We start from the raw sequence: 25489 nt of genomic DNA on the forward strand, positions 1-25489 counted from the left end.
GCGCTTGGCGGCTAACAAAAGCCCGCAAAGCCCGGGATAAGCTGGGCGGACCTTCACAGTAGAGAGCCTCTGCCATGCCCGTCAAACCTCTATTTACGGCAATGACCGTCTGCTGCGGCCCACATAACGCTGTGGCCGGGCGCACTCAAGTCGGCATTGCCTACAAAGCAATCGCTACCCTGGCCACTCACCAGGACCTGCTCGATACCCTCCTCAACCGACGGACCGCGCCATGAACCGCCCCATCAACCCGCGCGCGACCCTGCTGACCGCCTCCGGGGTCTGCTCGCTGATCGTCCTGGATACCAACATCGTCGCCGTGGCCCTGCCGAGCATCGCCCGGGACCTGGGGGCCAACTTCGCCGATATCGAATGGGTGGTCAGTGCCTACATGCTGGCCTTCGCCGCCCTGCTGCTGCCGGCGGGCAGCCTGGCAGACCGCTTCGGCCGCCGAAAGACCCTGCTCTGCGGCCTCGGTCTGTTCATCCTCGCCTCCCTGGGCTGCGGCGCCGCGCCCAACGCCCTGCTGCTGGATATCGCCCGGGCCTGCAAGGGCGTGGGCGCGGCGCTGCTGCTGACCTCGGCCCTGGCCTCCATCGGCCACACCTTTCATGACGAGGCGGAACGGGCCAGGGCCTGGGCCTTCTGGGGCGCCTGCATGGGCATGGCGATGACCGCCGCGCCCACCGTCGGTGGGCTGATCACCGAATACTGCGGCTGGCGCTGGATCTTCTACTTCAACCTGCCGGTGGGCGCCCTGCTGTTGTGGAGCGTGCTGCGCAACGTGCCCGAATCCCGGGATACCCAGGCCGCCCGCCTCGATCCCTGGGGCAGCCTGGCCTTCAGCGCCAGCCTGCTGTGCCTGATCTGGGGCCTGATCGAAGCCAACCGCATCGGCTGGAGTCACCCGGCCACCACCACCCGACTGCTGGCAGGTCTGGCCCTGCTGGGCCTGTTCGTGCTGATCGAACGCCTGCAACGCCGGCCCATGGTGGATCTGCAGCTGTTCCGTCACCCGCGTTTCATCGGCGCCCTGCTGGGCATGTTCGCCTACGCCGGCTGCGCCCAGGTGATGATGACCCTGCTGCCCTTCTACCTGCAGAACGGCCTGGGCTTCTCGGCCATTGCCTCGGGCCTGGGCATGCTGCCCTTCGCCCTGACCATGCTGATCTGCCCCCGGATCGGCGCACGCCTGGCGGGGCGTTATGCTCCGGCAACCCTGATGGCCGCCGGGCTGACCCTGGTGGGCAGCGGCAACCTGCTCAGCGCCTGGGCGGTGCACAGCGGCGGCTACCTGAGCTTCGCCCTGGCGATCGCCGTGACCGGCGCCGGGGCCGGCCTGCTCAACGGCGACACGCAGAAAAACATCATGGCCTGCGTCCCCCGGGAACGCACCGGCATGGCGTCGGGCATGAGCACCACCATGCGTTTCAGCGCCATCATGCTGGCCATCGGCGTGTTCGGTGCGCTGCTGGCCAGCCATACCCAGCAACTGTTGCAAGGCAGCCTGCGGCAACTGCCCGGGAACTGGGCGCTACACGCGCCGGACATCGCCTCCCGGGTGGTGGCCGGGGACATGCAAGGCGCCCTGGCTGGCCTGCCGCCGGAAGCCCGGGACCTGGTTGAGCCCCTGGCGCAGCAGGCGTTCGTCGGCGGCTTCGGGCTGGTGCTGGCGGTAGCGGGCCTGCTGGCCCTGCTCGGCGCGCTGGTGGTCGGGCGCCTGATGCGCAATCCCCTGCCCCAGGCGCAAGGGCTGGCCCTGAAGCTGGAGTAGCCGCCCTGTACCCGCTGGCGCAGTGCGCCAGCGGGTACAAGGCCCGAGGCTCGCTTGCAATTTCATAACAGTGCGCCCATTGCTCCAGGGTTCAGTCCCCGACTAAGGTGCGCCCGGCCCCCCCTTCATGCCGTAACGAGGTGCACATGCCGCCTGCGACCGTGATTGTGTTGGGCGCCGGGATTGTCGGCGCGTCCATTGCCTACCACCTGGCCCGCCAGGGCATGGCGGTGACGGTATTGGAACAGGCCGGCCCCGGCTCCGGCGTCACCGCCCATTCGTTTGCCTGGATCAACCCCCATGGCGCGTTTCCCGCCGCCGCCCGAGCATTGCGCTCCCAGGCCCTGGCGGACTATCGACGGCTGCAGCAGGAACTGCCGGACCTGCAGATCCGCTGGTCCGGCGCCCTGTGCTACGACGCCGCCGAAGGTGCCGCCAGCCCCCTTGAGCCGTTGCCCGGCGGGTCGGCCCAGTGGATCGACCGGGCCCGGATCGCCGAGCTGGAACCCCACCTGCAACCATTGCCGGAGCGGGCCCGCTACGCCCCCGGCGAAGGCAGCCTGGACCCGGTCGCCGCCACCCGCGCCCTGCTGCAAGGCGCCCGTGACCTGGGGGCGCAGGTGTTCGAGCAGAGCCCGGGCCTGGGCCTGTGCGTCGAGAACCGGCGGGTGATCGGGGTCGCAACCGCCACCGGCGTGGTGCGCGCCGAACACCTGGTCCTGGCCACCGGCTGCTGGACCCCGGCCTTGCTCCAACCCCTGGGCATCCACCTGCCGGTACAGGCTTCGCCGTCGATCCTGATCCGTGTCGATGCCCCGCCAGGCCTGGTCAAGACCCTGATTTCCAACAACCAGCTGGAGATCCGCGAAGCGGCCGACGGCAGGCTGTTACTGGCGCAAGACTACCTCGACGCCGACGGTCCCCGCGGGCCGCAAGCCATCGCGCAGCAGGCCATGGCCAGCCTGCGGCGCGCGTTCCGCGGCGCCGAGAGCATCGCCTTGCGCAGCGTTGAAGTCGGCCAGCGCCCCATGCCCCAGGACCAGTTGCCCATCATTGGCCGCTGTGCGTCCTACCCGGGCCTTTACCTGGCCGTGATGCACGCCGGCGTGACCCTGGCCCCCACCGTGGGGCGCCTGATCGCCCAGGAACTGGCACTGGGGCAAGACTGCGCCGAACTCGCCGGCTGCCGCCCGGCGCGTTTTGCCTGAGGGATCAACCAACGGGCGCCCGATGGCGGCGCGGGGCCCCGGCCATGGGCTGAAAGGCAGCAACTTCAGGGCCCGGCGCCGCCCTAAAGAGTTCGTAAAGAATGCCGCGGCGGCCCCCGTTGTGCCCGGCAAATGCGCTTCAATAACGCTCACGCCAAGCCTGAAACTCCCGGAGCACACCATGAGCAAGCTTGCCCGCTACCTGCAGGTCGAAGACATTCTCCTGGCCGTCAACGTCTCGAACAAACAGCGGTTGTTCGAACAGGTGGGCCGTCATCTTCAGGAGACGCGACAGTTACCGGGCGATGGGGTCACGACCAGTCTGTGGCGCCGGGAGCTGGCCGCCAGTACCGCGATCGGCGATGGCGTGGCGCTGCCCCATGCCCGGCTTGCAGAACTGGACGGCATCCACGCCCTGTACCTGCGGCCGCAGAGCCCCATGGCCTTTGCCGCCCCCGACCATCAGCCGGTGAGCGATATTCTCGTGCTGCTGGTGCCCGCCCCCGCCGATCAGCAGCACCTGGACTTGCTGGCGGACACGGCCCGGCTGTTTTCCAACCCGCGCTTTCGCCAGGCGCTGCTGCGCTGCAAGGAAGCGGTACAGGTCAAGCAGCTGTTCGATCACTGGTAGGGCCAGCGCCGCCGAGCAGGCGCGGGGTCGATGGACACCGGTGGAGATAGCTCCAGGCCACCGATTGCCGCGCCGCACAAGATTTCCTCTATTGGCGGTTAGTCCAGTCATCCATTAACGTTCATGGCACCTCGCGCAGCCTGCTGCGTGAGGGGGATGCCTGTCCTGCGGTTGGCCCGGCAGCCAGATGGTCGTTGAAACCACTCACCGTTCGATCCATTCGAGTGATTATGAAAGAGCGACAGCTGCCGCCCCCATCCCCCGGCGGCCGGCGACCGTGCAGCGGCCGCGCCGGTCGAGAACCCGCCCGACACCCTGCTCTGTTCGCCTTCGCCCTGCGGCCCTTGAGCCTGATCTGCTACGCCTGGCTGGCCGGCTGCGCGGTGGGGCCGGACTTCACTCGCCCCGAACTCGCGGCAGACGCCGGCTACAGCGCCACGCCCCTGCCCGCCACCACCGCCTCGGCGCAGATCGCCAGCGGTGGCGCGGCGCAGCGCTGGGTGACCGGCATGGACATCCCCGGGCAATGGTGGACGCTGTTTCGCTCCCGGGAGCTCAATGCCCTGGTGGAGGAAGCGCTGCGGGCCAACCCGGATCTGAGCGCCGCCCAGGCCGCCCTGCGCCAGGCCAATGAGCAGTTGTATGCCGAGCAGGCTTCGCTGTTCCCGTCCCTCAGCGCCTCGGCGTCGAAAACCCGGGAAAAAGCCTCCGCCGCCAGCGCCCTGGGCACCGGCGGCGCGGCGGCGGCCGGTGGCTCGCCAGGGCAGATCTTCACCCTCAACTCGGCGTCGTTGACGGTGTCCTACGCGCCGGACGTGTTTGGCGGCAACCGTCGGCAGATCGAGGCCAGCGGCGCTCAGGTGGACTACCAGCGCTACCAGCTTGAAGCCGCCTACCTGACCCTGACCGCCAACCTGGTGAACAGCGCCATCAGCCTGGCCTCGGTGCGCGACCAGATCGCCGCCACCGAAACCGTGATCGGCCTGCAGAGCGATCAGCTCGACCTGCTGCGGGCGCAACGCCGGCTCGGGGCCATCGGCGACAGCGACCTGCTGACCCAGGAAGCGACCCTGGCCCAGACCCGCGCCACCCTGCCAGCGCTGCAGAAGCAATTGGCGCAAACCCGCAACCAGTTGCAGGCCTACCTCGGCCGCCTGCCCAGCCAGGACCGCGGCGAGCAGTTCCAGCTGGCGTCCCTGCACCTGCCCCAGGAACTGCCCCTGAGTCTGCCCTCGGCCCTGGTCGAGCAGCGCCCCGACGTGCGTGCCGCCGAGGCCCAGTTGCATCAGGCCAGCGCCAGTATCGGCGTGGCCATCGCCAATCAGTTGCCGCAGTTCAGCATCACCGGTTCCCTGGGCTCCACGGCGCTGGCCGGCACCCGGCTGTTTTCCTCGGGCACCGGGGTCTGGAGCCTGGCCGGTTCGATCGCCCAGCCGATCTTCGACGCCGGCGCCCTGGAGCATCGCAAGCGCGCCGCGGTGGCCGCCTACGATGAGGCCGCCGCGCGCTATCGCAGCACGGTGATCGCCGCCTTCGAAGATGTGGCCAATGCCCTGCGCGCCCTGGAAGCCGACGCCGAGGCCCTCAAGCAGCAAGTGACTGCCGAGAGCGCCGCGCGCCAGAGCCTGGACCTGGCCCAGGCCCAGTACCGCCTGGGCGCCGTGGGCTACCTGAACCTGCTCACCGCCCAGCAGACCTACCAGAACGCCATTGTCAGCCGGGTCCGGGCCCAGGCCGCCCGCTACAGCGACACCGCCGCGCTGTTCCAGGCCCTGGGTGGCGGCTGGTGGCAACGCCGCGATGTCGATCCCGCCAGCCTCGGCAGCCCCGACCGTTTCGGCTGGCCGTCGCTCAAGGAGATGTATCCGCCGGCCCCTGGGCACGACCGCGACCACGCTCAAGTCGCGCCCGCGGCACCCGCGCCGGCGGCCCCCACCCGACCTGCACCCTTGCCCTAAGTGAGATCCGCCATGGCCGACGTCAATTCCAGCCCCTCCACCGCGCACCCCGCCGCGGCCCCGCAGACGCCGCGCAAGCGCCGCCTGCTGTGGCCCATGCTGATCATGCTGGGTGGGGTGCTGCTGATTGTCGCGGTGATCGGCGGGGTCAAGTTCGTGCAGATTTCCAAGCTGATCGCCCAGGCCAAGGTGCCCCTGCCTCCCGCCGTGGTGACCGCGCTCAAGGCGCAGTACGAAGACTGGCAACCGAGCCTCTCGGCCGTCGGTTCGATGAAGACCGTGCGCGGGGTGGATGTCACCACCGAGGTCGGCGGCATCATTCGCAGCATCGGCTTCAAACCCGGCCAGGAAGTGGCGGCAGGTGACCTGCTGGTGCAATTGAATGCCGACGCCGACATCGCCCAGTTGCGCGCGCTGGAGGCCACGGCCAATCTGGCCGCCACGGTGCTCAAGCGCGACCGGGCACAGTTGGCGGTGAATGCGGTGTCCCAGGCCCAGGTCGAAGCCGACGAGGCGGACCTCAAGGCCAAGCTCGCGGCCGCCGAGCAGCAACGCGCGCTGGTGGCGAAAAAGAGCATCCGCGCGCCCTTCGCCGGCCGTATCGGGATCACCGGGATCAACCTCGGGCAGTACCTCAACCCCGGAGACAAGATCGCCAACCTGCAGACCTTCGACCCCATCTACATCGACTTCAACGTGCCCCAGACCCAGGTGCAGCAGATCGCCCTGGGCCAGAGCGTCACGGTCAGCGCCGACGGCCTGCCCAAGCAGCGCTTCAACGGTCGGGTCAGTTCCATCGACACCCAGTTCGATGCCAATACCCGCAACGTCACGGTGGAGGCCACCGTCGACAACCCCCGGCACAGCCTGGTGCCGGGCATGTTCGCCCGGGCCGTGGTCGCCTCCGGCGGCACCCAGCGCTACCTGACCCTGCCCCAGACCTCGGTCACCTACAACCCTTACGGCACCACGGTGTTCGTCGCCACCCAGAAGAACAACGAGCAAGGCGAGGCGCTGTTCACCGCGCAGCAGACCTTTATCGAAACCGGCCCGACCCGGGGCGACCAGGTGGCGGTGCTGTCCGGCGTCAAGGAAGGCGACCTGGTGATCACCAGCGGCCAGATGAAGCTCAAGAACGGTTCGCCGGTGAAGATCGTCGACCGCGACGCGCCCTTGAACGATCCCTCCCCGACGCCACAAGAACACTAGGGCCCGGCCATGAATTTCACCGACACCTTCATCAAGCGCCCGGTCTGGGCCGTGGTGGTCTCGCTGTTCATCCTGATCCTGGGTCTGCGCTCGATCTTCGAGTTGCCGGTCAACCAGTGGCCGCGCACGGAAAACACCGTGGTGACCATCAGCACCTACTACTACGGCGCGGATGCGGCGACGGTGGCCGGTTTCATCACCCAGCCCCTGGAAGCGGCGATCGCCCAGGCCCAGGGCATCGACTACCTGTCCTCCACCAGCATCACCGGGCTGTCCACCATCACCGCGACCCTGCGCCTGAACTATGACTCGAGCAAGGCGCTGACCGAGATCAACACCCAGGTCAACTCGGTGAAGAACCAGCTGCCGGCCCAGGCCCAGGAGCCGGTGCTGACGGTGGCGGTGGGCCAGACCACCGATGCCATGTACCTGGGGTTCTACAGCGACACCCTGGCCACCAACAACATCACCGATTACCTGGTGCGGGTGGTCAAGCCCAAGCTCGACTCCCTGGAAGGCGTACAGACTGCGGAAATTCTCGGCGGCCGCCAGTTCGCCCTGCGCGCCTGGCTCGATCCCGACAAGCTGGCGGCCCACAACGTCACCGCCCAGGACGTGGCCAGCGCCCTGGCCAACAACAACTACCTGTCCGCCGTGGGCTCGACCAAGGGCCAGATGATCACCGTGGACCTCACCGCCGGCACCGACCTGCACACGGTGGACGAATTCAAGCGCCTGGTGGTCAAGCACAACGGCGACGCCCTGGTCTACCTGGAAGACCTGGGCACCGTCACCCTGGGGGCCGAAAGCTACGACAGCAGCGTGGCCTTCTCCGGCAAGCGTTCGGTGTTCATCGGCATCAAGGCAGCGCCAACGGCCAACATCCTCAATGTCGCCGAGAACGTGCGCAAAGCCTTTCCCGACCTGCAATCGCAATTGCCCGCCGGGGTGCGCGGCGAGATCGTCTACGACTCCACGGCGTTCATCAACACCTCGATCTACGAGGTGGTCAAGACCCTGGTGGAAGCCATGGTCATCGTCTCGGTGGTGATCTACCTGTTCCTCGGTTCGTTCCGCGCGGTGATCGTGCCCCTGGTGGCGATCCCGCTGTCGCTGGTGGGCACCTTCTTCGTCATGTACCTGCTGGGCTACTCCATCAACCTGCTGACCCTGCTGGCCCTGGTGCTGGCCATCGGCCTGGTGGTCGACGACGCGATCATCGTGGTGGAGAACGTCGACCGGCACATCAAGGAGGAAGGCAAGGGAGCGCTGGAGGCCGCGCTGCTGGCGGCCCGGGAGCTGGGCGGCCCGATCGTCGCCATGACCGTGGTGCTGATCGCCGCCTACGTGCCCATCGGCCTGCGCAGCGGCCTGACCGGGGCGCTGTTCAAGGAGTTCTGTTTTTCCCTGGCCGGCGCGGTGACGGTGTCGGCGGTGATCGCCCTGACCCTGTCGCCGATGATGACCTCGCGATTGTTCAAGAACGGCCAGGAAGAAGGCCGCTTCGCCCAGCGCCTGGATCGCGGCTTCGACTGGTTGCGGGGGCACTATCACCGGGTGCTGGCCGCCGGGCTGAACATCTGGCCGGTGCTGGTGACCTTCGGCTTCCTGCTGTTCCTGCTGGTGGCCGCCAGCGGCATGACCGCCAAGAGCGAGCTGTCGCCCACCGAGGACCAGGGCCTGGTGTTCATGCAGATCAAGGGCGCGCCCACCGCTTCGCCGCAGCAGATGGAGCGGATTGCCGACCAGGCGTTCCAGATCGCCAACAAGGAGCCCGAGTACCTGCAGATGTTCCAGCTGACCGGGCTGCCGTCGCTGAACCAGGGACTGGGCGGGGTGTTGCTCAAGTCCTGGGAAGACCGCAGCCGCACCCAGGCGCAGCTGATCCTCGACCTGCAGCAGAAATGGAACCAGGTGCCCGGCGCCGCCATCGCCGCCTTCCCCCTGCCGTCACTGCCGGGGGCCCAGGGCCTGCCGGTGCAGTTCGTGATCACCACCACCGAGTCGGTGGAAAACCTCAACGAAGTGGCCCAGGCGGTGCTGGCCGAAGCCACCAAGCAGCAGCTGTTCTGGTTCTCCGACCTGGACCTCAAGCTCGACAAGCCCCAGGCCAAACTGGTGGTGGACCGGGAAAAGATCGCCGCCCTGGGCATGACCCAGGCCGACGTCGGCGCGGCGCTGTCGGCGGCCCTGGGGGGCAACTACGTGAACTACTTCTCCACCGCCGGGCGCTCCTACCGGGTGATCCCCCAGGTGCTGCAGGTGGACCGCCTGAACCCGCAGCAGATCCTCGACTACTACATCCGCACCCCATCGGGGAGCATGATCCCGGCCAGCACCGTGGCCCATATCGAGACGTCCACGGAACCGGAGTCGATCAACCACTTCCAGCAACTCAACTCGGCCACCCTGTCCGGCGTCAGCGGCCTGTCCCAGGGCGAGCTGCTGGCCAAGCTCAAGGGCATCCTGGAACAGGTGGCGCCTGCGGGCTACTCCAGCGACTACGCCGGCGAATCGCGGCAGTTCATCCAGGAATCCGGAGGCTTCGTCGGCCTGCTGCTGTTCTCGATCCTGATCGTCTACCTGGCCCTGGCGTTCCAGTTCGAGAGCTACCGCGACCCGGTGGTGATCCTGTTCTCGGTGCCGCCGGCGCTGTTCGGCGCCCTGGCCTTCATCACCATGGGCTTTGCCTCGATCAACGTGTACACCCAGGTCGGCCTGGTGACCCTGCTGGGGCTGATCACCAAGCACGGCATCCTCATCGTGCAGTTCGCCAACCAGTTGCAACTGGCCGGCTACAGCAAGCGCGAGGCCATCGAAGAGGCGGCGGCGGTGCGCCTGCGACCGATCCTGATGACCACCGCGGCCATGGTCCTGGGGGTGGTGCCGCTGGTCTGGGCTTCCGGCGCCGGCGCCGCGGGCCGCCACGACATGGGCCTGGTGATCTTCGCCGGGCTGTCCATCGGCACCCTGCTGACCCTGTTCATGGTGCCGGCCATGTACCTGTTCATCGGCACCACCCACTCTGCGGTCGCCCATACGGCACCTGGCCCAGTGACCGGCGAGGACGTTGCACACCGGGCCTGAGCCGGCAGCCGAAGTTGCTGCAGCCTTTTCCGCGCTCCGGGCCACGTAGCAAGGTGCCAAGCCTGGCGGGTTCGACAAAAGAACAAGAGGCCTGTTGTCAGCTCCAGGACCTGCGCCACGTTGAGCAAAGCGGTAAGCGCTTCCGGGCGCCGCCGCGCCAGGCATGGTGCTACTCCTGGCGGACCCTGCCGAAGCGCAGATTGCGCGCCAGGCTGCTGGTCAGCACCGCCCCTTGCTCGGCAAAGCTGAGCACCCCCAGTTCCCCGGCGCTGAAGCGCTCCGCGGTCAGCGGCTGCATCGGGTAGGTGTGCGGGCCGATACGCACGTAGAGCTTGCCTTGCCGGGCATAGACCTTGAGCTGCCCGGGGCTGGTTGTCAGGGCATAGAGGCCGACGTAGGGGCGGATGTCCGCCGGCTTCCAGGCCGGGGCCAGGGCATAGCTCGAAGCCGGGTTGTTGGCCACGATCCGCCCTGGCCCAGCCGCCGCCAGGTAGATCGGCGCGCCGTCGTTGTCTGCCGCCAGCACCCGGTCGCTGCGGCGGAGCAGCGGCAGGACATCGGGGAAGCTTTCCAGGGCCCACTCCTGGCCGCTGCGTTGCAACTGGAGTTGATGACCCGACGCATCCAGGTAGAGGCCGGCCACCAGGGTGTCCAGGGCAGCCTTGGGCACCGCCCTGATGCTGGGCGGCGGCACTGGAATATCACCCGGCGCGGGAGCGCCGGGCGAGCCCAGCAAGGTGTCCAGCAACCGATGAGCGCGCTCCGACGCCTGGCCGTCCTCCAGGTTGCACAAGACCGCCGTGGCGACATCCAGCGTGGGATACCAGGCCACGTCGGTGCTGAAACCGGCCCAGCTGCCGCTGTGGGACAGCTCCTGCAGGCCGCGGTAGCTGCGGTTGACCAGGCCCGCGCCGTAGTGGCCCGGGTCACCGTCGTTGAAGGGCGCGGTCTGGCGCATCTGCTGCACCAATGCCGGACCGGCGACCCGCCCGGTGGACAGGTTGCGCAGCCACAGCATGAGGTCCGCCACAGTGCTGTGCACCTGGCCGTCGCCGGTCTGTTCCCAGCGCGCCTCCACCGCCACCAGGGCCTTGCCCTGCTCGTCCAGCTCATGGCCCTGCGCCAGGTTCGGCAACTGCACCGGGTACTGGTCGACGATGCTGGAGCGCTCCATGCCCAGGGGCAGGAAGATGTTCGCCCGCGCGTAGTGCTTCAGCGGCTGGCCGCTGACCCGCTCGACGATGCTCGACAGCAGCAGGTAGCCGCTGTTGCTGTAGCTGAATTCGCTACCGGGCGGGAACATCAAACTGTCCTGGCGCACCAGCAGGTCCAGCGCCTGTTGCTGGGTGAAGCGCTGGGTCAGGGGGATCCCCGCCAGCTCGGCCAGCAGCATGTAGTCCTGCAACCCTGAAGTGTGGTGCAGCAGATGGCGGATCCTGATGCCCTGGGCATAGGCCGGCAGTTCGGGCAGAAAACGCCGGATCGGGTCATCCAGGCTGAGGCGCCCCTGGGCCTCGAGCTGGAGGATCGCGAAGCCGGTGAACTGCTTGGACACCGAGGCCAGGTTGAACAGGGTGTCGGCCTGGATCGGCGCGCCGGTTGCCAGGTTGGCGCGGCCGTAGCCCGCGCTCCAGATCAGCTTGCCGCCACGCATCACCCCGGCGGCGCAACCGGGCTGGTCGGCCGCAATATCCTCGAACACCTTGTGGAACGCCGGGGGCGCGCCGGCATGGGCCAGGGGCAAGGCCCCCAGGGTCGAGATCAGCAAGCAGGTCAGCAGTGCGCGCATGTCGTTCGTCCTTCAGTCGCGTCGGGCCCGGGTGCTCCGGCGGAGCAGGCGCCAGTATCCCCAGCGCCTGCGTTGCAATCTGTGGCGCAGCGGTGATTTTCTGTGAACAAACGTGCAGGGATGTAAAACGCGCCCGGAGCGGTCTGCCGCACTGCTCGGCGCGCCCCGCTAAACGCCGTTCAGCGCAGCAAGCGCCGCAGCCCCGCCTCGAAGGCTCCGTCCAGTTCCGCCCCGGCCTCCCCGGCCAGGGCCAGCGCCAGGGCATGGCCGTGGCTGTAGTCCACCAGCAGGTCGAACAGCACCGGGTCGGTGTCGAAGGCGCGCACTTCCTCGCGCAGGCGCTGGCTGAAGGCCGCCAGGGAGCCGCCGAACAACCGCGGATCACCGAGAATGCACAAGGTCAGCGCCGGGTGACGCCGGACCCGGGCCATATAGGCGCCCAGCAGCGCCTGGATCCGTTGTCCCGGCGGCAACGACGCTGCCGGCTCGGGCAAGGGCTCTGCGTGCACCCGCTCCACCAGCAGGCGCATCAGGTTGTGCTGGTCGCCAACGTGGTAGGCCACCGACATCGGGGTAATCCCCAGTTGCCGCGCCAGGGCCCGGCCACCGAAGCCCTGGGGGCCCAGTTCCTCCAGCAATTCCAGACCGACGTCGAGGACCTGTTCCAGGCTCAGCTCGCGACCCGCCGCGGGGCGGCCGCTGCGCTTGGGGCGCTCAGTCATGGGCGACCTCGCCTTCGACCCGGTAGCGAGTGCTGACCAGCCCGTCGGGATAGCGCCGGGAGTCGATGCAACTCAGGCGCAGGTCCTGCGCCAGGGCGCCGAACAGCGGCCGGCCACTGCCGATCAGCAGCGGAACCCGGGTCAGGGTCATTTCATCGATCAGGCCGGCCTGGAGAAAGGCTTGGATCAGTGTGCCGCCATCGATATAGGCGCTCTTCCAGCCCTCGGCCCGCAACTGCGCGACCAGCTCCACAGGCTGCACGGCACTGATGCGCACCCGGCCCTCCAGGCGCTGGGGCACGTCCTGCTGGCCAAGGGTGCGGCTGAGCACCACCACCGGCTTGGCGAACGGCCAGGGGGTAAAACCCAGCACGCTGTCGTAGGTGCCGCGGCCCATGACGATCCCGTCCACCCCGTCCATGAACGCCGCGTAGCCATAGTCCTCGCCGGATTCGCCGCTGGGCAGCCAATCGATGGCGCCATTGTCGCGAGCGATGAAACCGTCCACCGAAGTGGCGATGAATACCTTGCCGAATGCCATGGGCGTTGCCTCCTGAGGGCTTAAACATACAGCGTATGATAAACCGCCGGCGGGGCCGCCTGACAACCCTTCTCAAGCTCGCGGCCGTCAGCCGCCTTCGGCGTAGGCCGCCAGCCCCTGCACCAGCGCGGCAAAGGTCACCGCGCAACGCGGGCTGTCCCGCAGGTCTTCGTGCATGGCCACCCAGGTTTCCAGGCGCGGTGCAAACTCCGCGGCCAGGACACGCACCAGCTGCGGGTCGGCGCTGGCCAGCCGGACCTGGCAGACACCAATGCCGAACCCGGCGCGCAGGGCCGCCAGTTGCGCCAGATCGCTGTCGCTGCGCAGGGCAAAACGACCGCGGGACAGCAGCGGGTACTGCTGTTGCATGCGTCGGATAAAGGCGCTTTCCCGGTCGAAGCCGATCAGCGCATGGCCGTCCAGCTGCTCCTGCGTCTGCGGCGTGCCCTCACGCGCCAGATAATCGCGATGGGCATGCAGGCCCAGTTCGATATCCCCGACACGGCGCACCAGCAACGCTTCCTGGGTCGGGCGAAACATCCGCACTGCGATGTCCGCCTCGCGCTGCAGCAAGTCGTCGGCACGGTTGGACAGCACCAGCTCGACCACCAGTTGGGGATGCTGCTGGCGCAAGCGGGCGAGCATCGGCGGCAACACCTCGACGCCTATGACTTCGCTGGCTGAGATCCGCACACAGCCCTGCACGCCCTGCCCGTGGCTGCTGGCCACCCGGCGCAAGGCCGCCTCCCCCGCCGCCAGCTGCAGCAGGTAGGGCTTGAGTTCCAGCGCCGCTTCGGTGGCGGCGTAACCGTCGAAGGAGCGGATGAACAGCTTCAGGCCCAGGGTGGCCTCAAGCTGGTCGATATGCCGGCCAACCGTGGGCTGGGTCAGGCCCATGGCGCGGCCGGCAGCGGAAAGCGAACCGGTTTCCAGCACCGCGAGAAAGCTGCGGTACCAATCCCAGTGGGGGGTGTTGTCTGTCTGGGTATGCATTTTTTTATAGAGACCATCAAGGAACAGGCAATTTTCATTTAGTCGAGGATTTTGCACCCTGCAAGCACTCGTCAACCAAAAGGAACCTCGCCATGCCAAAAATTGCCCTGTTGGGTGCCGTCGGCGCCATCGGTCAAAGTATCGCCAGCAGCCTGCGCAGCCAGGGACAGGCCTATCGGGTGGTGGGCCGCGATGCGGCCAGCCTGCAACAGGCGTTCGGCGCCGACCCGCTGGCCGAATGCGTAACCTGGAACCCCGAGCAGAGCGCCAGCATCGAAGCCGCAGCCGCCGGTATCGACACCCTGATCTATCTGGTGGGGGTCAACTACTGGCAGTTCGAACTGCACCCGCAACTGATGCGCAAGACCCTGGACGGGGCAATCGCCGCCGGGGTGCGCAAGATCCTGCTGATCGGCACCGTCTATCCCTACGGTCCGGCCCAGAGCAATCCCGTGACCGAAGATCACCCGCGCCGGCCCAACAGCTACAAGGGGCGCATGCGCCTGGCCCAGGAACAGGTGCTGTGGCAGGCCCATGCCGAGGGAAAAATCCAGGCCACGGTGCTGCGCCTGCCGGACTTCTACGGCCCGGGGGTCGATAAAAGCCTGTTGCACGGCGCGTTCCAGGCTGCCGTCCGGGGCGGTACGGCGAACCTGGTGGGCCCCCTTGATCGCCCTCACGAATTCGTCTTCGTGCCCGACGTCGGCCCGGTGGTCTGCCGCTTGATCGAGCAGCCCGACGCCTTCGGCAAGACCTGGCACCTGGGCGGCGCCGGGGTCACCAGCCAGCGCCAACTGCTGGAGCTGATCCGCCAACACGGCGCCGTGCCCTTCAAGCAACGGGTGATCGGCAAGACCCTGCTGCGCCTGCTGGGACTGTTCGACCCCTTGCTGCGGGAGATGGTGGAGATGCACTACCTGCTCAGCTCGCCGCTGATCCTCGACGACTCGGCCCTGCAACGCTTGCTCGGGCCGATCGCCAAGACCCGCTATGCCGACGGCGTGCGCCAGACCCTGGCCGCGGCGATGAATGCACCTCAGAAGGACAAGCGATAACCCAGGTTGGCCGCCCACGGCCGGTCGATGTTCGTGCCTTCACTGGTCTCCAGCTCGGCATACAGCTGGTGGCGGCGGCTCAGCTCGGCGCTGATGCCGGCGCCAGCGTACCAGCCGCCACCGCTGCCATCGGGGCGGCTGGCGATGCCGTTGGTGCGGACCTTGTTCTGCGCCGACAGGTCCTCGACCCAGCCGGCCTTGAGGTAAGGCTGCAAACGCGTGCCATTGTCCAGTTGCAGGTGGCGCCCGGCCCGGGCACCGCTGCGGATCTGGGTCGACAGGCCCTCGCCGGGCTGCACCTGCAGGCCGTTGTCCAGGCGGTAGTTGTCGGAGCGCGCATAGAGCATGGACACCTGCGCCTGGGGTTCGACGAACCAGCGATTGCCCAGGTCGATCTGCTTGCCGGCTTCCACCGACAGGCCCGCGCCCTTGCTGCGTGAATGCCCGGAAACCTTGGCGCCGTCGGTGCCCCACACATCCAGGCGGGTGGACCAGCGGTTCAGGGTCAGCAGGGTGTCGGTGTACCAGCCCGAATCATCCAGGTAAGTGGCGTAGCCGCCCAGGTGGTAACTGTCGAGCTTACCGCTGCCTTCGCGCTTGAAGTCGCGGTCGGTCTGGCTGTAGCCGGCCAGCGCGCCCAGCACAAGGGTGCCGCCGGCGGTGTCGAGCCGGGTATCCAGGCCCAACTGGGTGCCTTGCACCTGCTGGGAAAAATCGCGACCGACGCTGTTGTCCAGCGACTGCTGCTGGCCGAAGCCACGGATCCACAGGCCTTGGCGATCCGCGCCTTCGCGCAGGTCGCCCAGACGCTGTACCAGGGTCGCGCGCTCGGCGTCCCAGGTCGCCCGCAAGGTGGCGATGGCGCTGCTGTTGAGCGCCGCGCTGGCGCCGGTGGACAGGTTGTCCGGCCCTGGCGCCGGCTGGGTCCGGCCGACGTTGACCAGGTTCCAGTTGCCCTGGCTATCGGCCTGCAAGCCGTAGCGATAGGTCCCGGCATCTACCACGCCGCCACGGTTGGCCAGGCTGAACGAACCCGGGCCGCCCGCGCTTTGCACCAGGGTCAGGCTCTGCCCTTCAGCCCCCGGCTCACCGCCGGAGTTGCGCACCAGGATGTCGTTGTGGCCGGTGACCTGGCCGCCGACCTGCAACTGGTCGCCCTGCTGGCGCCCCAGGTCGGTGTTCATGATGTAGCGGCCATCGCCACTCAGATCGCCACTGATGTGCAACTGTTTGAAGGCGCCCGCCAGCCCGGGGTCGGCAAACTCCACCACGCCGTTGTTGCTCAGGCGCGTGAGCTGCGAGTCGCCACGCAGGGTCCAGGCGCTGCTGTCATCCAGGCTCAACTGAGTGTCCCGGCTGCCGCCCCTGATCGCCCCGTCCAGGCTGGAATGGTCGGCCAGGGACAGTTGCAGGCTGCCGCCGTCCACCTGCACGTCACCCACCAGCTGCGACCGGACAGCCTGCAGTTGCACGGCGCCGGCCAGCACCCCATCGGCACGGTCGGTGATCCACAAGGCGATGCCCGGCTCGCCGCCGCTGCGGGCGCTCAGGCTGCTGTCGGTGAAGCGCGTGGTCAGGCCGCCGCCGTTGACCAGGATGCCGGCGCCGTTCTGGGTCTGGATATGGCTGGAGGTGACCTCGACGTTGTTCACCACCCCGGCGCCCGTGGCGTAGCTGACGATGCCGTGGGCGTCGGTTCCGCCGGTCACCAGGGTCGAGCCCTGCAGCCGGGTGGTCGCGTTGTTGCTGATGGCCAGGCCGTGGGCCTGCGCGCCCGAGGTCTGCACGTCGCTGTCGAGCAGTTGCACGCTGGCGCCGCGGCCCGAGGCGAACAGGCCATAGCCCAGATCACCGTGGGTGACGATGCGGCTGTTGCTCAGGCTGATGTTCGCCCCCGACATCCGGGCCAATGCCCCTACGGCGCCACGCCCGCTGGTTTCGATCAGCACGCGGCTGACGTTGAACACCGCGCCGGGGCTGGCAGGGGTGTCCGGCGAGGCGTACAGCGCATGGGAGCTGTTGCCCTGGGTGATGATGGAGCCGCCGTCCATGCTGAACACGCCGCCACGGTTGTCGATGGCCACGGCCTGGGTGCCGCTGGTTTGCAGAATGCTGTTCTTGACGTCGACCCGGGTATTGCTGCCCGGCATCCAGATCGCCGAGCCATAGGCACCCAGAGTGGTGATGTGCACGTTGTCCAGGTCGGCGGCGGACTGGTCGGCGTTGACGTTGATGCCGTAGCCGTTCTGCGAGGTGATCCGGCTGTTGCTGACCACCGCTGTGCCGCCCGGCTTCTGGTACAGGCCGCTCAAGGTGATGCCGTCGCCCTTGGCGTTGATGGTGCCGTTGCTGAAGGTCAGCGAAGCACTGTTGACGCCCACGCCGCGCCCGTTGCTGGCACTGATGTTGACGCCATTGGCGTTGATGGACGACCCCACGCCATCGGCGGACAGCGCCGACGAAGAGCCCTGGTAGTTGATGTCAACCTGCTCCAGTTCGATGCTCGCGCCGTCCTGGGCCTGCACGATCGAGGAAAATCCGCTCGCGGTGCTGCTCAAGGTCAGGTTTGATGCCTTGATCGCCGAGCCCTTGCCAGTGGCCGACAACGCCGAGGCCTGGTTGCCCGAGGTGCTGATGGAGCCCCCGGACAGCTCCGCCTGACCACCGGCAGAGGCCACCACGCCGCGGCTCTGGTTTCCCTGGGTGGTGATGTTCACGTTGTTCAGGACCAAGCGGCTGCCGGCGCCAGCAGACGTGGCGCCAGTGGCGAAATCGGAGCCGCCGGTGGTGATGGTCACATCGGACAACTGGGCCTTGCCACCCGCCTCCACCTGCACGCCCACCACCGAGTTGCTCGGGCCACCCGCGGTGGCGCGGATATCGTAGCCGCTGCCCTGCAACTGATTTTGCGAACCGGTGACGCGCACCGCCGGGCCGCTGCCGGCGTGGTCGACGCGCGCGTCATCCAGCACCCGCGATTCACCTTCGGCGGAAGAAACATCGATGTTTTCATAGTCGGCAGCGGTGGCGAATGGAGCAACAAATGTCATCAACGACAACGCGGAGCTGACCGCGAGACTGATGGTTTTCTTAAGCACAACCATAACTTCCAAGCCTTTGTGTTAGAGCACAAGAGGCAGAAATGGTCGAGCCAATAGGCAAACTAACAAATGAGAATCTTCTTAAACCCCCCGGCATTAAGAATATTCTGAAGATGGGTATGGAAAGTTCTCCTTACCATAGAGCAATGCATACACCAGCCCATTTTCCAGCCCTTACCAGCCACTTTTCCGGGTCCTATATTCCGGTGGTCCTGCTGCGGCTGTTCATGTACAGCCTGCTGTTCTGCATCCTGATCATCGCCGGCTTCGTGATTCAATGGTCACTTAATGAAACACTTTCCAACTATCGCCGGCAGATGAACGCCGCGGCATTTAACGCCCAACAATTCTTCAATCAACGGGAAAGCCTGTTGAAGGCCATTTCTTCCTCGGCGGTACGCACTAGCGATGATCGCCTTAGTTCTTCCACCCGCAACTTTCTGGCAACTAACGAGCAACTGCGGGTATTGCCATTCGGCCGTGCCGAGTCACCGCGCTGGGCGCTGGTGCTCACCGCCCGCGATCTGGTCGAGGTCGACAACACCCACAGCCAACTGCTCTACCTGGCCCCGGAACAGGGTCTGGTCAGCACCCTCTACGAGCCGCCGGGCAGCCAACCCACCCCGCCATCCGACAACGCCAGCGCCGCCCCCTGGCTCAAGCAGCTTGACCAGCGCGCCGCGCAGAACCTGCTGACCCTGCACCCGGGGGCGCGCACCTTGTGGTACTGGGCCGGTGCCGACGGCAACAAGCAGGTGTACCTGCTGCGCCCGGTGGACGAGCATCACGCCAGCGAGGGCTGGCTCGGCCTGGAACTCACCGAGATCGACCTGGCGCTCGACCCGCTGGGCCTGCACCAGGGCAAATACCTGCTCTATGACGCCGAAGGCGCGCTGGTGCTGCACAGCGCCAACTGGCAAGTGCCCGGCAGCCTGGCGCGCCTGCAAGCCGACGAAGACTCCTTCGGCCTGCACCGCCTGGGCGGGCTGCCCGACTACATCGTGCTCAACAAATCCGTGGGCAACGCCGGCTGGCGCCTGGTGTACTACGCGCCGGTCAGCCAACTGCTGCAAGACAGTTCCGGCCCGCTGTACAGCACCCTGCTGGTGACCTTACTGCTGTTCGCGGCGATCTTTCTCGGCGCTCGCTATATCCGCCTGCGCCTGGTGGAACCGGCGATGCGCCACTACAGCGCCCTGGCGGACAGCGTCTCGCTCAACCGGCGCTTCATCGAGGTCGCGCCGGTGGGCCTGTGCCTGATGCGCCGCGACAATGGCCGGCTGATCCTCTGCAACGAGTCCGGACGGCGCTGGCTGACCTCGGTCCCCGGCTTGTGCGAGCGGATTCTCGGCGAGCCGCATAGCCGCGTGCACGCCATCGACCATGCCTTGGAGGATGGCACGTTCATCCAACTGACCTGCGCACCCACCGGCTACAACGGCGTGGCGGCGGTGCTGTGCTGCATCAGCGACGTCACCGACTTCAAGGTGGCCGAGCAGTCGCTGCTGCAGGCCAAGCTGCTGTCGGACCAGGCCAACCGCGAGAAAACCCTGTTCCTCAGTACCTTGAGCCACGAGATCCGCACCCCTATGTACGGCATCCTCGGCTCCCTGGAAATGCTCCGTACCACCGCCCTCAGCACCCAGCAGGGCGACTACCTGGAAGCCACCCAACAAGCCTCCTCGGCGTTGATGCGGACCATTAACGATACCCTCGACCTGTCGCTGATCGAGTCCGGCCGGCTGAGCCTGAACCACGCACCGTTCTCTGCGATCCGGCTGGTGGAGGAAGTGGCCTTCAGTTACTCGGCCCGGGCCCGCAGCAAAGGCCTGCGCCTGTACGTGACCCTGGACCCGAATGTTGCCGAGCAGGTGCTCGGCGACGGCGAGCGCATTCGCCAGATCCTCAACAACCTGGTGAGCAACGCCATCAAGTTCACCGAATCCGGCCATGTGGTGCTGCGCCTGCATGCCGAAGCACCGGCGGGCCAGGCTCCGCGCCTGCGTTTCCAGGTGGTGGACAGCGGCCCGGGAATCGCTCCGGAGTTCCAGGCCAACCTGTTCGAGCCCTATTACCGCGTCCCCAACTGGCTGGGCCAGAAGACCTCAGGCACCGGGCTCGGCCTGGCCATCTGCCAACGGCTGGCGTGCATGATGCAGGGTCAGTTGACCGCCATCAGCGAGCCGGGGCTGGGCTCCAGTTTCAGTTTCAGCCTGGCCCTGGAGCCCTGCAACGCGGCACCGGCGCCGGACCTGCTGCGCCTGGGGGTAACCCCGGTGTATGTGCGCGGTGATGTCCAGGAAGTGAACCTCAACCTCTGCCACTGGTTACGCCGCTGGGGCGCGCTGGCGACCCCCTATGTCGCCGAGCGCGACCCGCCGTCCCGCAAGGCGGTGCTGGTCGAGGCCTTTCTCGGCCCATCGCGGCCGGTGGCCTGGAGTGGCCCGCGAGTGATCATGCACGCGCCCGGCATGGGCCCGCCGCAGCGCCAGGCCAGCGACAGCTGGATCGCCCGCACCTTCAGCCTCGACAGCCTGCGCAATGCCGTGGCCCAGGCCCAGTCCGGCATCGTCGCCGAGCGCCGCTTCGCCTCCCCCGAGGCCCTGGCTCCGAGCCTGGACCTCAAGCTGCTGGCGGTGGACGACAGCCCGTTGTCGCTGCAGGTGATCTTTCAGCAGGGCCGCTACCTGGGCAACCACATGGTGGCCTGTGCCAGTGCCATCGACGCCCTGAAACGCGATGACCTGCTGTCCTTCGACGGGGTGCTGACCGACCTGCAGATGGAGCACATGGACGGCCTGGCGTTTGCCCGCACCCTGCGCGAGCGCGGGTTCTGCGGCCCCATCATCGGCATCACCGGTGAACTGTCACCGGTGCTGCGCAGCCGCTGCGAAGCGGCCGGGATCCGCCAACTGCTCCTCAAGCCGGTCCCCCTGGACGCCTTGAGCGAGGTACTGCAATCCATCAAGAGGAAAGTCATGTGAGCTTGCCCAAAACCCTGCGCGTCCTGGTGCTGGACGACCACCCGATACACTGCATGCAGGCCCGGCAACTGCTGCAGCAGGCAGGGTTCGGCCCGGTGGACAGCGCCCTGGACGCGCGCCAGGCCCTGGCCATGCTGCACCGCCAGGTCTATGACCTGGTGCTGGTGGACCTGCACATGCCGGAAATGGATGGGGTGCAGTTCATCCACGCCCTGACCGGCGTCGAGCAAGTGCCGATCCTGGCGATCGTTTCCTCCTGCTCGCGACGGCTGATGAACAGCGTCAGCCTGATGGCCAAGGAGAAAGGCCTGGCGGTGCTCGGGACCTTCCCCAAGCCACTGGAAGCGACCCACGTCGAGCAGATCAGCGCCATCATCGGCAACCACCAAGGCCACGGGGTCGTGCCCCGGCCCGAGCATGCGGCGGTGTTCGACCGCCAGGTGCTGGAGCGGGCCATCGAGCGTCGCGAACTCAAGGCCAGGTTCCAGCCCCGGCGCTCGCTGAGCAGTGGCCGGATCGTCGGCGCCGAGGCCCTGGTGCGCTGGGACAGCCCGTCTTTCGGCCTGCTGATGCCAAACTCGTTCCTGGCCTCGATCAGCCGCTGCCAACTGGACCATCAACTGTTGCTGCTGATGCTCGACGACGCGATCCAGGCGCAGCAGCACTGGCAGCGCCTGGGCTATCGCCTCAAGGTCTCGGTCAACCTGCCCACCGGGCTGCTGGACGACCCCGGCCTGCCGGACCAGTTGCAGCGCCTGACCGTTGCCGCCGGGCTGTCCACCAGCGACCTGTGCTTCGAGCTGCTGGAGACCGAACGGCCGCTGTCCCCAGGCCAGTACCACATGGGCGCCAGCCGCCTGCGCCTGAAAGGTTTCGGCCTGGCTCAGGATGACTTCGGCATGGGCTACAGTTCGATGTACGCGCTGATTTCCACACCATTCACCGAGATGAAAATCGATCGCCACTTCGTCCATGGCGCCGCCGCCGATGACGCCCGTGCCGCGGCCCTGGTAGCGGCGGTGCAACTGGGCCGGCAGTTAGGCCTGGAAGTGGTGGCCGAAGGCGTAGAATCGGCCCGCGACCTGGAGTTCTTGCGCTTGATTGGCTGCGATAGCGCCCAGGGCTATCTTATTTCGGCGGCATTGGAGCTGGACGCTTTTACACAATTGCTGGGATGCAGTGTCACACCCCTTCTTTCTTCACCCACCCGGCCCGTCTCTCCACATCCATGCCAGACATCCCGCTACGACGCATTGCACAAAACTTCCGACGACTGAATCTGGTTCTGTTCGTCATCCTGCCCTTGCTGCTGATCATGGGGGGCGCCCTGTTCTGGGGTGGCCAACGGATCATTCGCCAGGAGCAGGAACGGATCGCCGTGGACTTCAAACTGCTGACCCGCTACATGGGCGAGCAGAAAGCCCTGCTCGAACGCCTGAAGAACGAGCCGTTCGGCGACGACGACCCGCAGAGCACGGCGCGCATCTTTCGCCTGATGGACGAGCAGCAGGCGCTCGGCGCGACCCTGTTCCAGGGCAGCCCGTCGCCTGTGGAAACCCCCTTCACCCTGGTCTGCGAGGACATGCTCCATTGCCCCCTGGATAGCGCCCGGGCCGCAAGCTTCGGCCGCTACCTGGCGGACCTCTACTCCAGCTTCTGGGTCCGCTCCAGCTACCCGGCCTCGGCCTTGCTGGTGGTGGATGCCGGTACCGGCAGCAGTTTTACCGTGCCGACCGTCGGCGCGCACCAGCCGTCTCTGTCCGCCGCCCAGGTCATGGCCAGCATCCAGGCCATCCGCAACAGCGCCCGCGGCGGCGGCAACGATGAGGTTCGCTGGATCCGCCTGCCGGGGTTTGCCGGCCACCTGCTGGCCTTCAAAGCACTGCGCAACCCGCGCTTCAGCAACGGCGCCACCGACACCGGCACCTACGCCGCCACCCTGAGCTACCGCCAGCGCATCGATGTCTTTTCCCGGCCAAGGCAACCGACCTTCTATGACGCCTTCTGGCTGGAAAGCCCGCACGATGGCCTGCTGCTGGGGGAACGCCCGCAACCGGCGGACATGGACCGGGCGGTCAACCTGCGCAGCGACGGCCTGGTCTTTCGCGTCAGTGACGACAGTGCCACCTGGACCGGCTACTACCTGCTGAGCTACCGGACCCTGTTCCTCGGCCATTCCTGGCCCCTGGCGGGGATCCTCCTGCTGCTGGTGCTCAGCCCCGTGGCCGGCCGCGCCTACGCACGCTGGTATCAGCGCCGGGTCATCGTGCCGGCGCAGCGGGCCCACAGCGAGCTGGTGGAAAGCGACCAGTTCAACCGGACCTTGCTGGAAACCACCCCGGTGGCGCTGTGCGTGTTGCGCCGCGAGCGCAGCCTGATTGTCTTCGCCAACACCCTGGCGCTGAAGTGGTTCGACACCCAGGTCGGCCAGAGCCTGCAGGACAGCGGCTTGGAACCGGGGCTGCTGGAGCAGATCAGCCAGGCCAGGGAACCGGGGGAGATCGAGAACTATCAGAGCCACGATGGCCGCTCGTTCTACATCGCCTACGCACCGACCCGTTACCGCAACCAGGACGTGCTGGTCTGCGCCTTCGCCGACCTCAGCGTGCGGGCCCAGATGGAACAGCAACTGACCCAGGCAAAACAGGCGGCCGACAAGGCCAACGGCGCCAAGTCGGTGTTTCTGGCGACCATGAGCCATGAAATCCGCACGCCGCTGTACGGCGTGCTCGGTTCGCTGGAACTGATGGGGCTCACCGACCTGGACCGCGAGCAACGCCAGTTGCTCGAACGCATCCAGGTGTCCTCGGGCCTGTTGCTGCAGATCATCAGTGACATCCTCGACATCACCCGCATCGAATCCGGCCAACTGTCCCTCGGCGATCAGCCGTTCGACCCCAGGGCGCTGGTGCAGCGCTGTACCGCGGCGTTTGTCGACGCGGCCCGCAACAAGGGCCTGCTGCTGTTTGCCTCGGTCGACCCGGCGCTGCCGCCGTTGCTGGGCGACCCCGGGCGGATCAGCCAGATCCTCACCAACCTGATCAGCAATGCGGTCAAGTTCACCCATTCCGGGCATGTGATCGTACGGGCCCGCAGCGAGCCCGGCAGCCAGGGCCGGGTGCGCTTGTCACTGCAGGTAGTGGACACCGGGATCGGCATCGGCCAGGAGGAACAGCAGCAGCTGTTCATCCCCTTCTATCAGATCGACGCCCACTCCCACACGGTGCACGGCGCCGGGCTGGGCCTGTCGATCTGCGCCCGACTGGCGGCACTGATGGGCAGCCAGATCCACCTCACCAGCGAGCTGGGCCTGGGCAGCAGCTTCACCATGAGCCTGGAACTGCCGGTGGCGGACGAGGTGCCCGACGCGCCTGTGCCGGACCTCGGCGGCACGCAGATCCATGTCCACAGTCCGCACCACGAGCTGACCGACAACCTGTGCCTGTGGCTGCAAAAATGGGGCGCCCAGGCCAGCCCCCTGGACGCCGCGGCCGCCACGCCCCACGGCGAGGGCATCCTCCTGCGCCTGCTGGACAACGGCCCGCAAGCGCCGTCGCCGGCCACAGGCCTGCTGCGGATTGACCTCGGCGGGCAGCACCAGGCCCCGGGCACGAGCCTGGCCGAGGCCTGTGATTTCATGGCCATCGGCCGTTTGATCGAACGCCGCCTGAGGCGCGCACCGGAGCCCAGCGAGCCGTCGCCGAGTGACCTGAGCGGCTTGCCGGCCCTGGGCTTGAACGTGCTGGTGGCCGAGGACAACCCGATCAACCAGGCGACCCTGAGCCATCAGCTGCAGCAACTGGGCTGTCGCAACACCCTGGCCGCCGACGGCGCCGAAGCCCTCGACCTGTGGCGGGTGGGCGACTACGACCTGCTGCTGACCGACGTCAACATGCCACGCATGAACGGCTATGAGCTGACCTGCATCCTGCGGGCCTCGGGGGATGACCGGCCGATCATCGGCATCACCGCCAACGCCATGTGCGATGAAGAAGCCCGTTGCCAGGCCGCCGGCATGGACACTTGGCTGGTCAAGCCGGTGCCCCTGCAGACCCTGCGGGCCAGCCTGGCGCGGCTCACCCAGGTGGCCCCCGAGGACGATCAGGACCCGCTACCCGACGCACCGACGCCCCCGGATAGCGGCAGCCTGCCGCCCAACCTGCGACAGATTTTCACCCACACCATGAAGCTCGACCTCGAACACCTGCGCCGGGCCCTTGATCAACACGACTACGAACGCATCTTCCACCTGCTGCACCGGATTCGCGGGTCGCTGGCGGTCGCCGGCTACGAGCCCCTGATCCAACAGTTGGAAGCCTTGGGCCAGAGCCTGCGCGAAGCCGGTTTGACGGCCACCACGCGCACGAATAGCCTGACACTGTTGCACGCCTTGCAGGACATCAGCCAGCCCGACTGACCTCTCGCAGCCCCCGTATC

Annotated in this window: 15 protein-coding genes; 10 read left to right on the plus strand and 5 right to left on the minus strand. The window is 67.2% G+C overall.

Annotated elements, in window-relative coordinates:
- The first annotated feature begins 232 nt into the window (after positions 1-232).
- The 6 genes from POS17_RS18530 (at position 233) to POS17_RS18555 (ending at position 9867) form a co-directional block, all read left to right on the plus strand.
- Positions 233-1774, plus strand: coding sequence for an MFS transporter (locus POS17_RS18530; protein ID WP_060839923.1), 1542 nt, complete (start codon positions 233-235; stop codon positions 1772-1774).
- Positions 1775-1920: 146 nt separating this feature from the next.
- Complete coding sequence (locus POS17_RS18535; protein WP_060839924.1) at positions 1921-2982, plus strand: NAD(P)/FAD-dependent oxidoreductase; 1062 nt, start codon at positions 1921-1923, stop codon at positions 2980-2982.
- Between the two features lie 181 nt (positions 2983-3163).
- A complete protein-coding gene (locus POS17_RS18540) occupies positions 3164-3613 on the plus strand; it encodes a PTS sugar transporter subunit IIA (protein ID WP_060839925.1) in 450 nt (149 codons plus the stop codon).
- Positions 3614-3843: 230 nt separating this feature from the next.
- Positions 3844-5571: an efflux transporter outer membrane subunit gene (locus POS17_RS18545; protein WP_060839926.1), complete on the plus strand. Its 1728-nt coding sequence runs from the start codon at positions 3844-3846 to the stop codon at positions 5569-5571.
- A gap of 12 nt (positions 5572-5583) precedes the next feature.
- Positions 5584-6780, plus strand: a complete 1197-nt coding sequence (locus POS17_RS18550) for an efflux RND transporter periplasmic adaptor subunit (RefSeq protein WP_060839927.1) — start codon at positions 5584-5586, stop codon at positions 6778-6780.
- A 9-nt stretch (positions 6781-6789) separates the two neighbouring features.
- Positions 6790-9867 (plus strand): efflux RND transporter permease subunit, encoded by a 3078-nt coding sequence (locus POS17_RS18555; RefSeq protein ID WP_060839928.1) that lies wholly within the window; start codon positions 6790-6792, stop codon positions 9865-9867.
- A gap of 169 nt (positions 9868-10036) precedes the next feature.
- Here the strand turns inward: POS17_RS18555 and POS17_RS18560 are convergent, their stop codons facing one another.
- From POS17_RS18560 to POS17_RS18575, 4 genes are all read right to left on the minus strand, one after another.
- Positions 10037-11656 carry a serine hydrolase domain-containing protein gene (locus tag POS17_RS18560; RefSeq protein WP_060839929.1) on the minus strand — a complete coding sequence of 540 codons (1620 nt, stop codon included), beginning with the start codon at positions 11654-11656 and terminating at the stop codon, positions 10037-10039.
- 179 nt (positions 11657-11835) lie between these two features.
- Positions 11836-12378: a TetR/AcrR family transcriptional regulator gene (locus POS17_RS18565; RefSeq protein WP_060839930.1), complete on the minus strand. Its 543-nt coding sequence runs from the start codon at positions 12376-12378 to the stop codon at positions 11836-11838.
- The gene (locus POS17_RS18570) at positions 12371-12919 is read right to left on the minus strand and encodes a dihydrofolate reductase family protein (RefSeq protein ID WP_060839931.1); all 549 of its coding nucleotides are present in this window, start codon (positions 12917-12919) and stop codon (positions 12371-12373) included. Before POS17_RS18570 ends, POS17_RS18565 begins: the two co-directional genes overlap by 8 nt.
- Before the next feature lie 87 nt (positions 12920-13006).
- Positions 13007-13912, minus strand: a complete 906-nt coding sequence (locus POS17_RS18575) for a LysR family transcriptional regulator (RefSeq protein WP_060839932.1) — start codon at positions 13910-13912, stop codon at positions 13007-13009.
- A gap of 92 nt (positions 13913-14004) precedes the next feature.
- Between POS17_RS18575 and POS17_RS18580 the strand changes: the two genes are divergently transcribed.
- The gene (locus POS17_RS18580) at positions 14005-14967 is read left to right on the plus strand and encodes an SDR family oxidoreductase (RefSeq protein ID WP_060839933.1); all 963 of its coding nucleotides are present in this window, start codon (positions 14005-14007) and stop codon (positions 14965-14967) included.
- On the opposite strand, the gene POS17_RS18585 is transcribed toward POS17_RS18580, so the two are convergent.
- A complete protein-coding gene (locus POS17_RS18585; RefSeq protein WP_060841973.1) occupies positions 14949-18017 on the minus strand; it encodes an autotransporter outer membrane beta-barrel domain-containing protein in 3069 nt (1022 codons plus the stop codon). The genes POS17_RS18580 and POS17_RS18585 overlap by 19 nt on opposite strands.
- Positions 18018-18214: 197 nt before the next feature.
- Between POS17_RS18585 and POS17_RS18590 the strand changes: the two genes are divergently transcribed.
- From POS17_RS18590 to POS17_RS18600, 3 genes are read left to right on the plus strand one after another with little or no spacing between them, the layout of a single operon-like run.
- Complete coding sequence (locus tag POS17_RS18590) at positions 18215-21052, plus strand: ATP-binding protein (protein WP_060839934.1); 2838 nt, start codon at positions 18215-18217, stop codon at positions 21050-21052.
- Positions 21049-22329, plus strand: coding sequence for an EAL domain-containing response regulator (locus POS17_RS18595; RefSeq protein WP_082729908.1), 1281 nt, complete (start codon positions 21049-21051; stop codon positions 22327-22329). The genes POS17_RS18590 and POS17_RS18595 overlap by 4 nt, the downstream gene beginning before the upstream one ends.
- A complete protein-coding gene (locus POS17_RS18600) occupies positions 22281-25469 on the plus strand; it encodes a hybrid sensor histidine kinase/response regulator (RefSeq protein ID WP_231978968.1) in 3189 nt (1062 codons plus the stop codon). The genes POS17_RS18595 and POS17_RS18600 overlap by 49 nt, the downstream gene beginning before the upstream one ends.
- The last annotated feature ends 20 nt before the right edge of the window (positions 25470-25489 follow it).

The organism is Pseudomonas sp. Os17, assembly GCF_001547895.1.
Taxonomy (GTDB): domain Bacteria; phylum Pseudomonadota; class Gammaproteobacteria; order Pseudomonadales; family Pseudomonadaceae; genus Aquipseudomonas.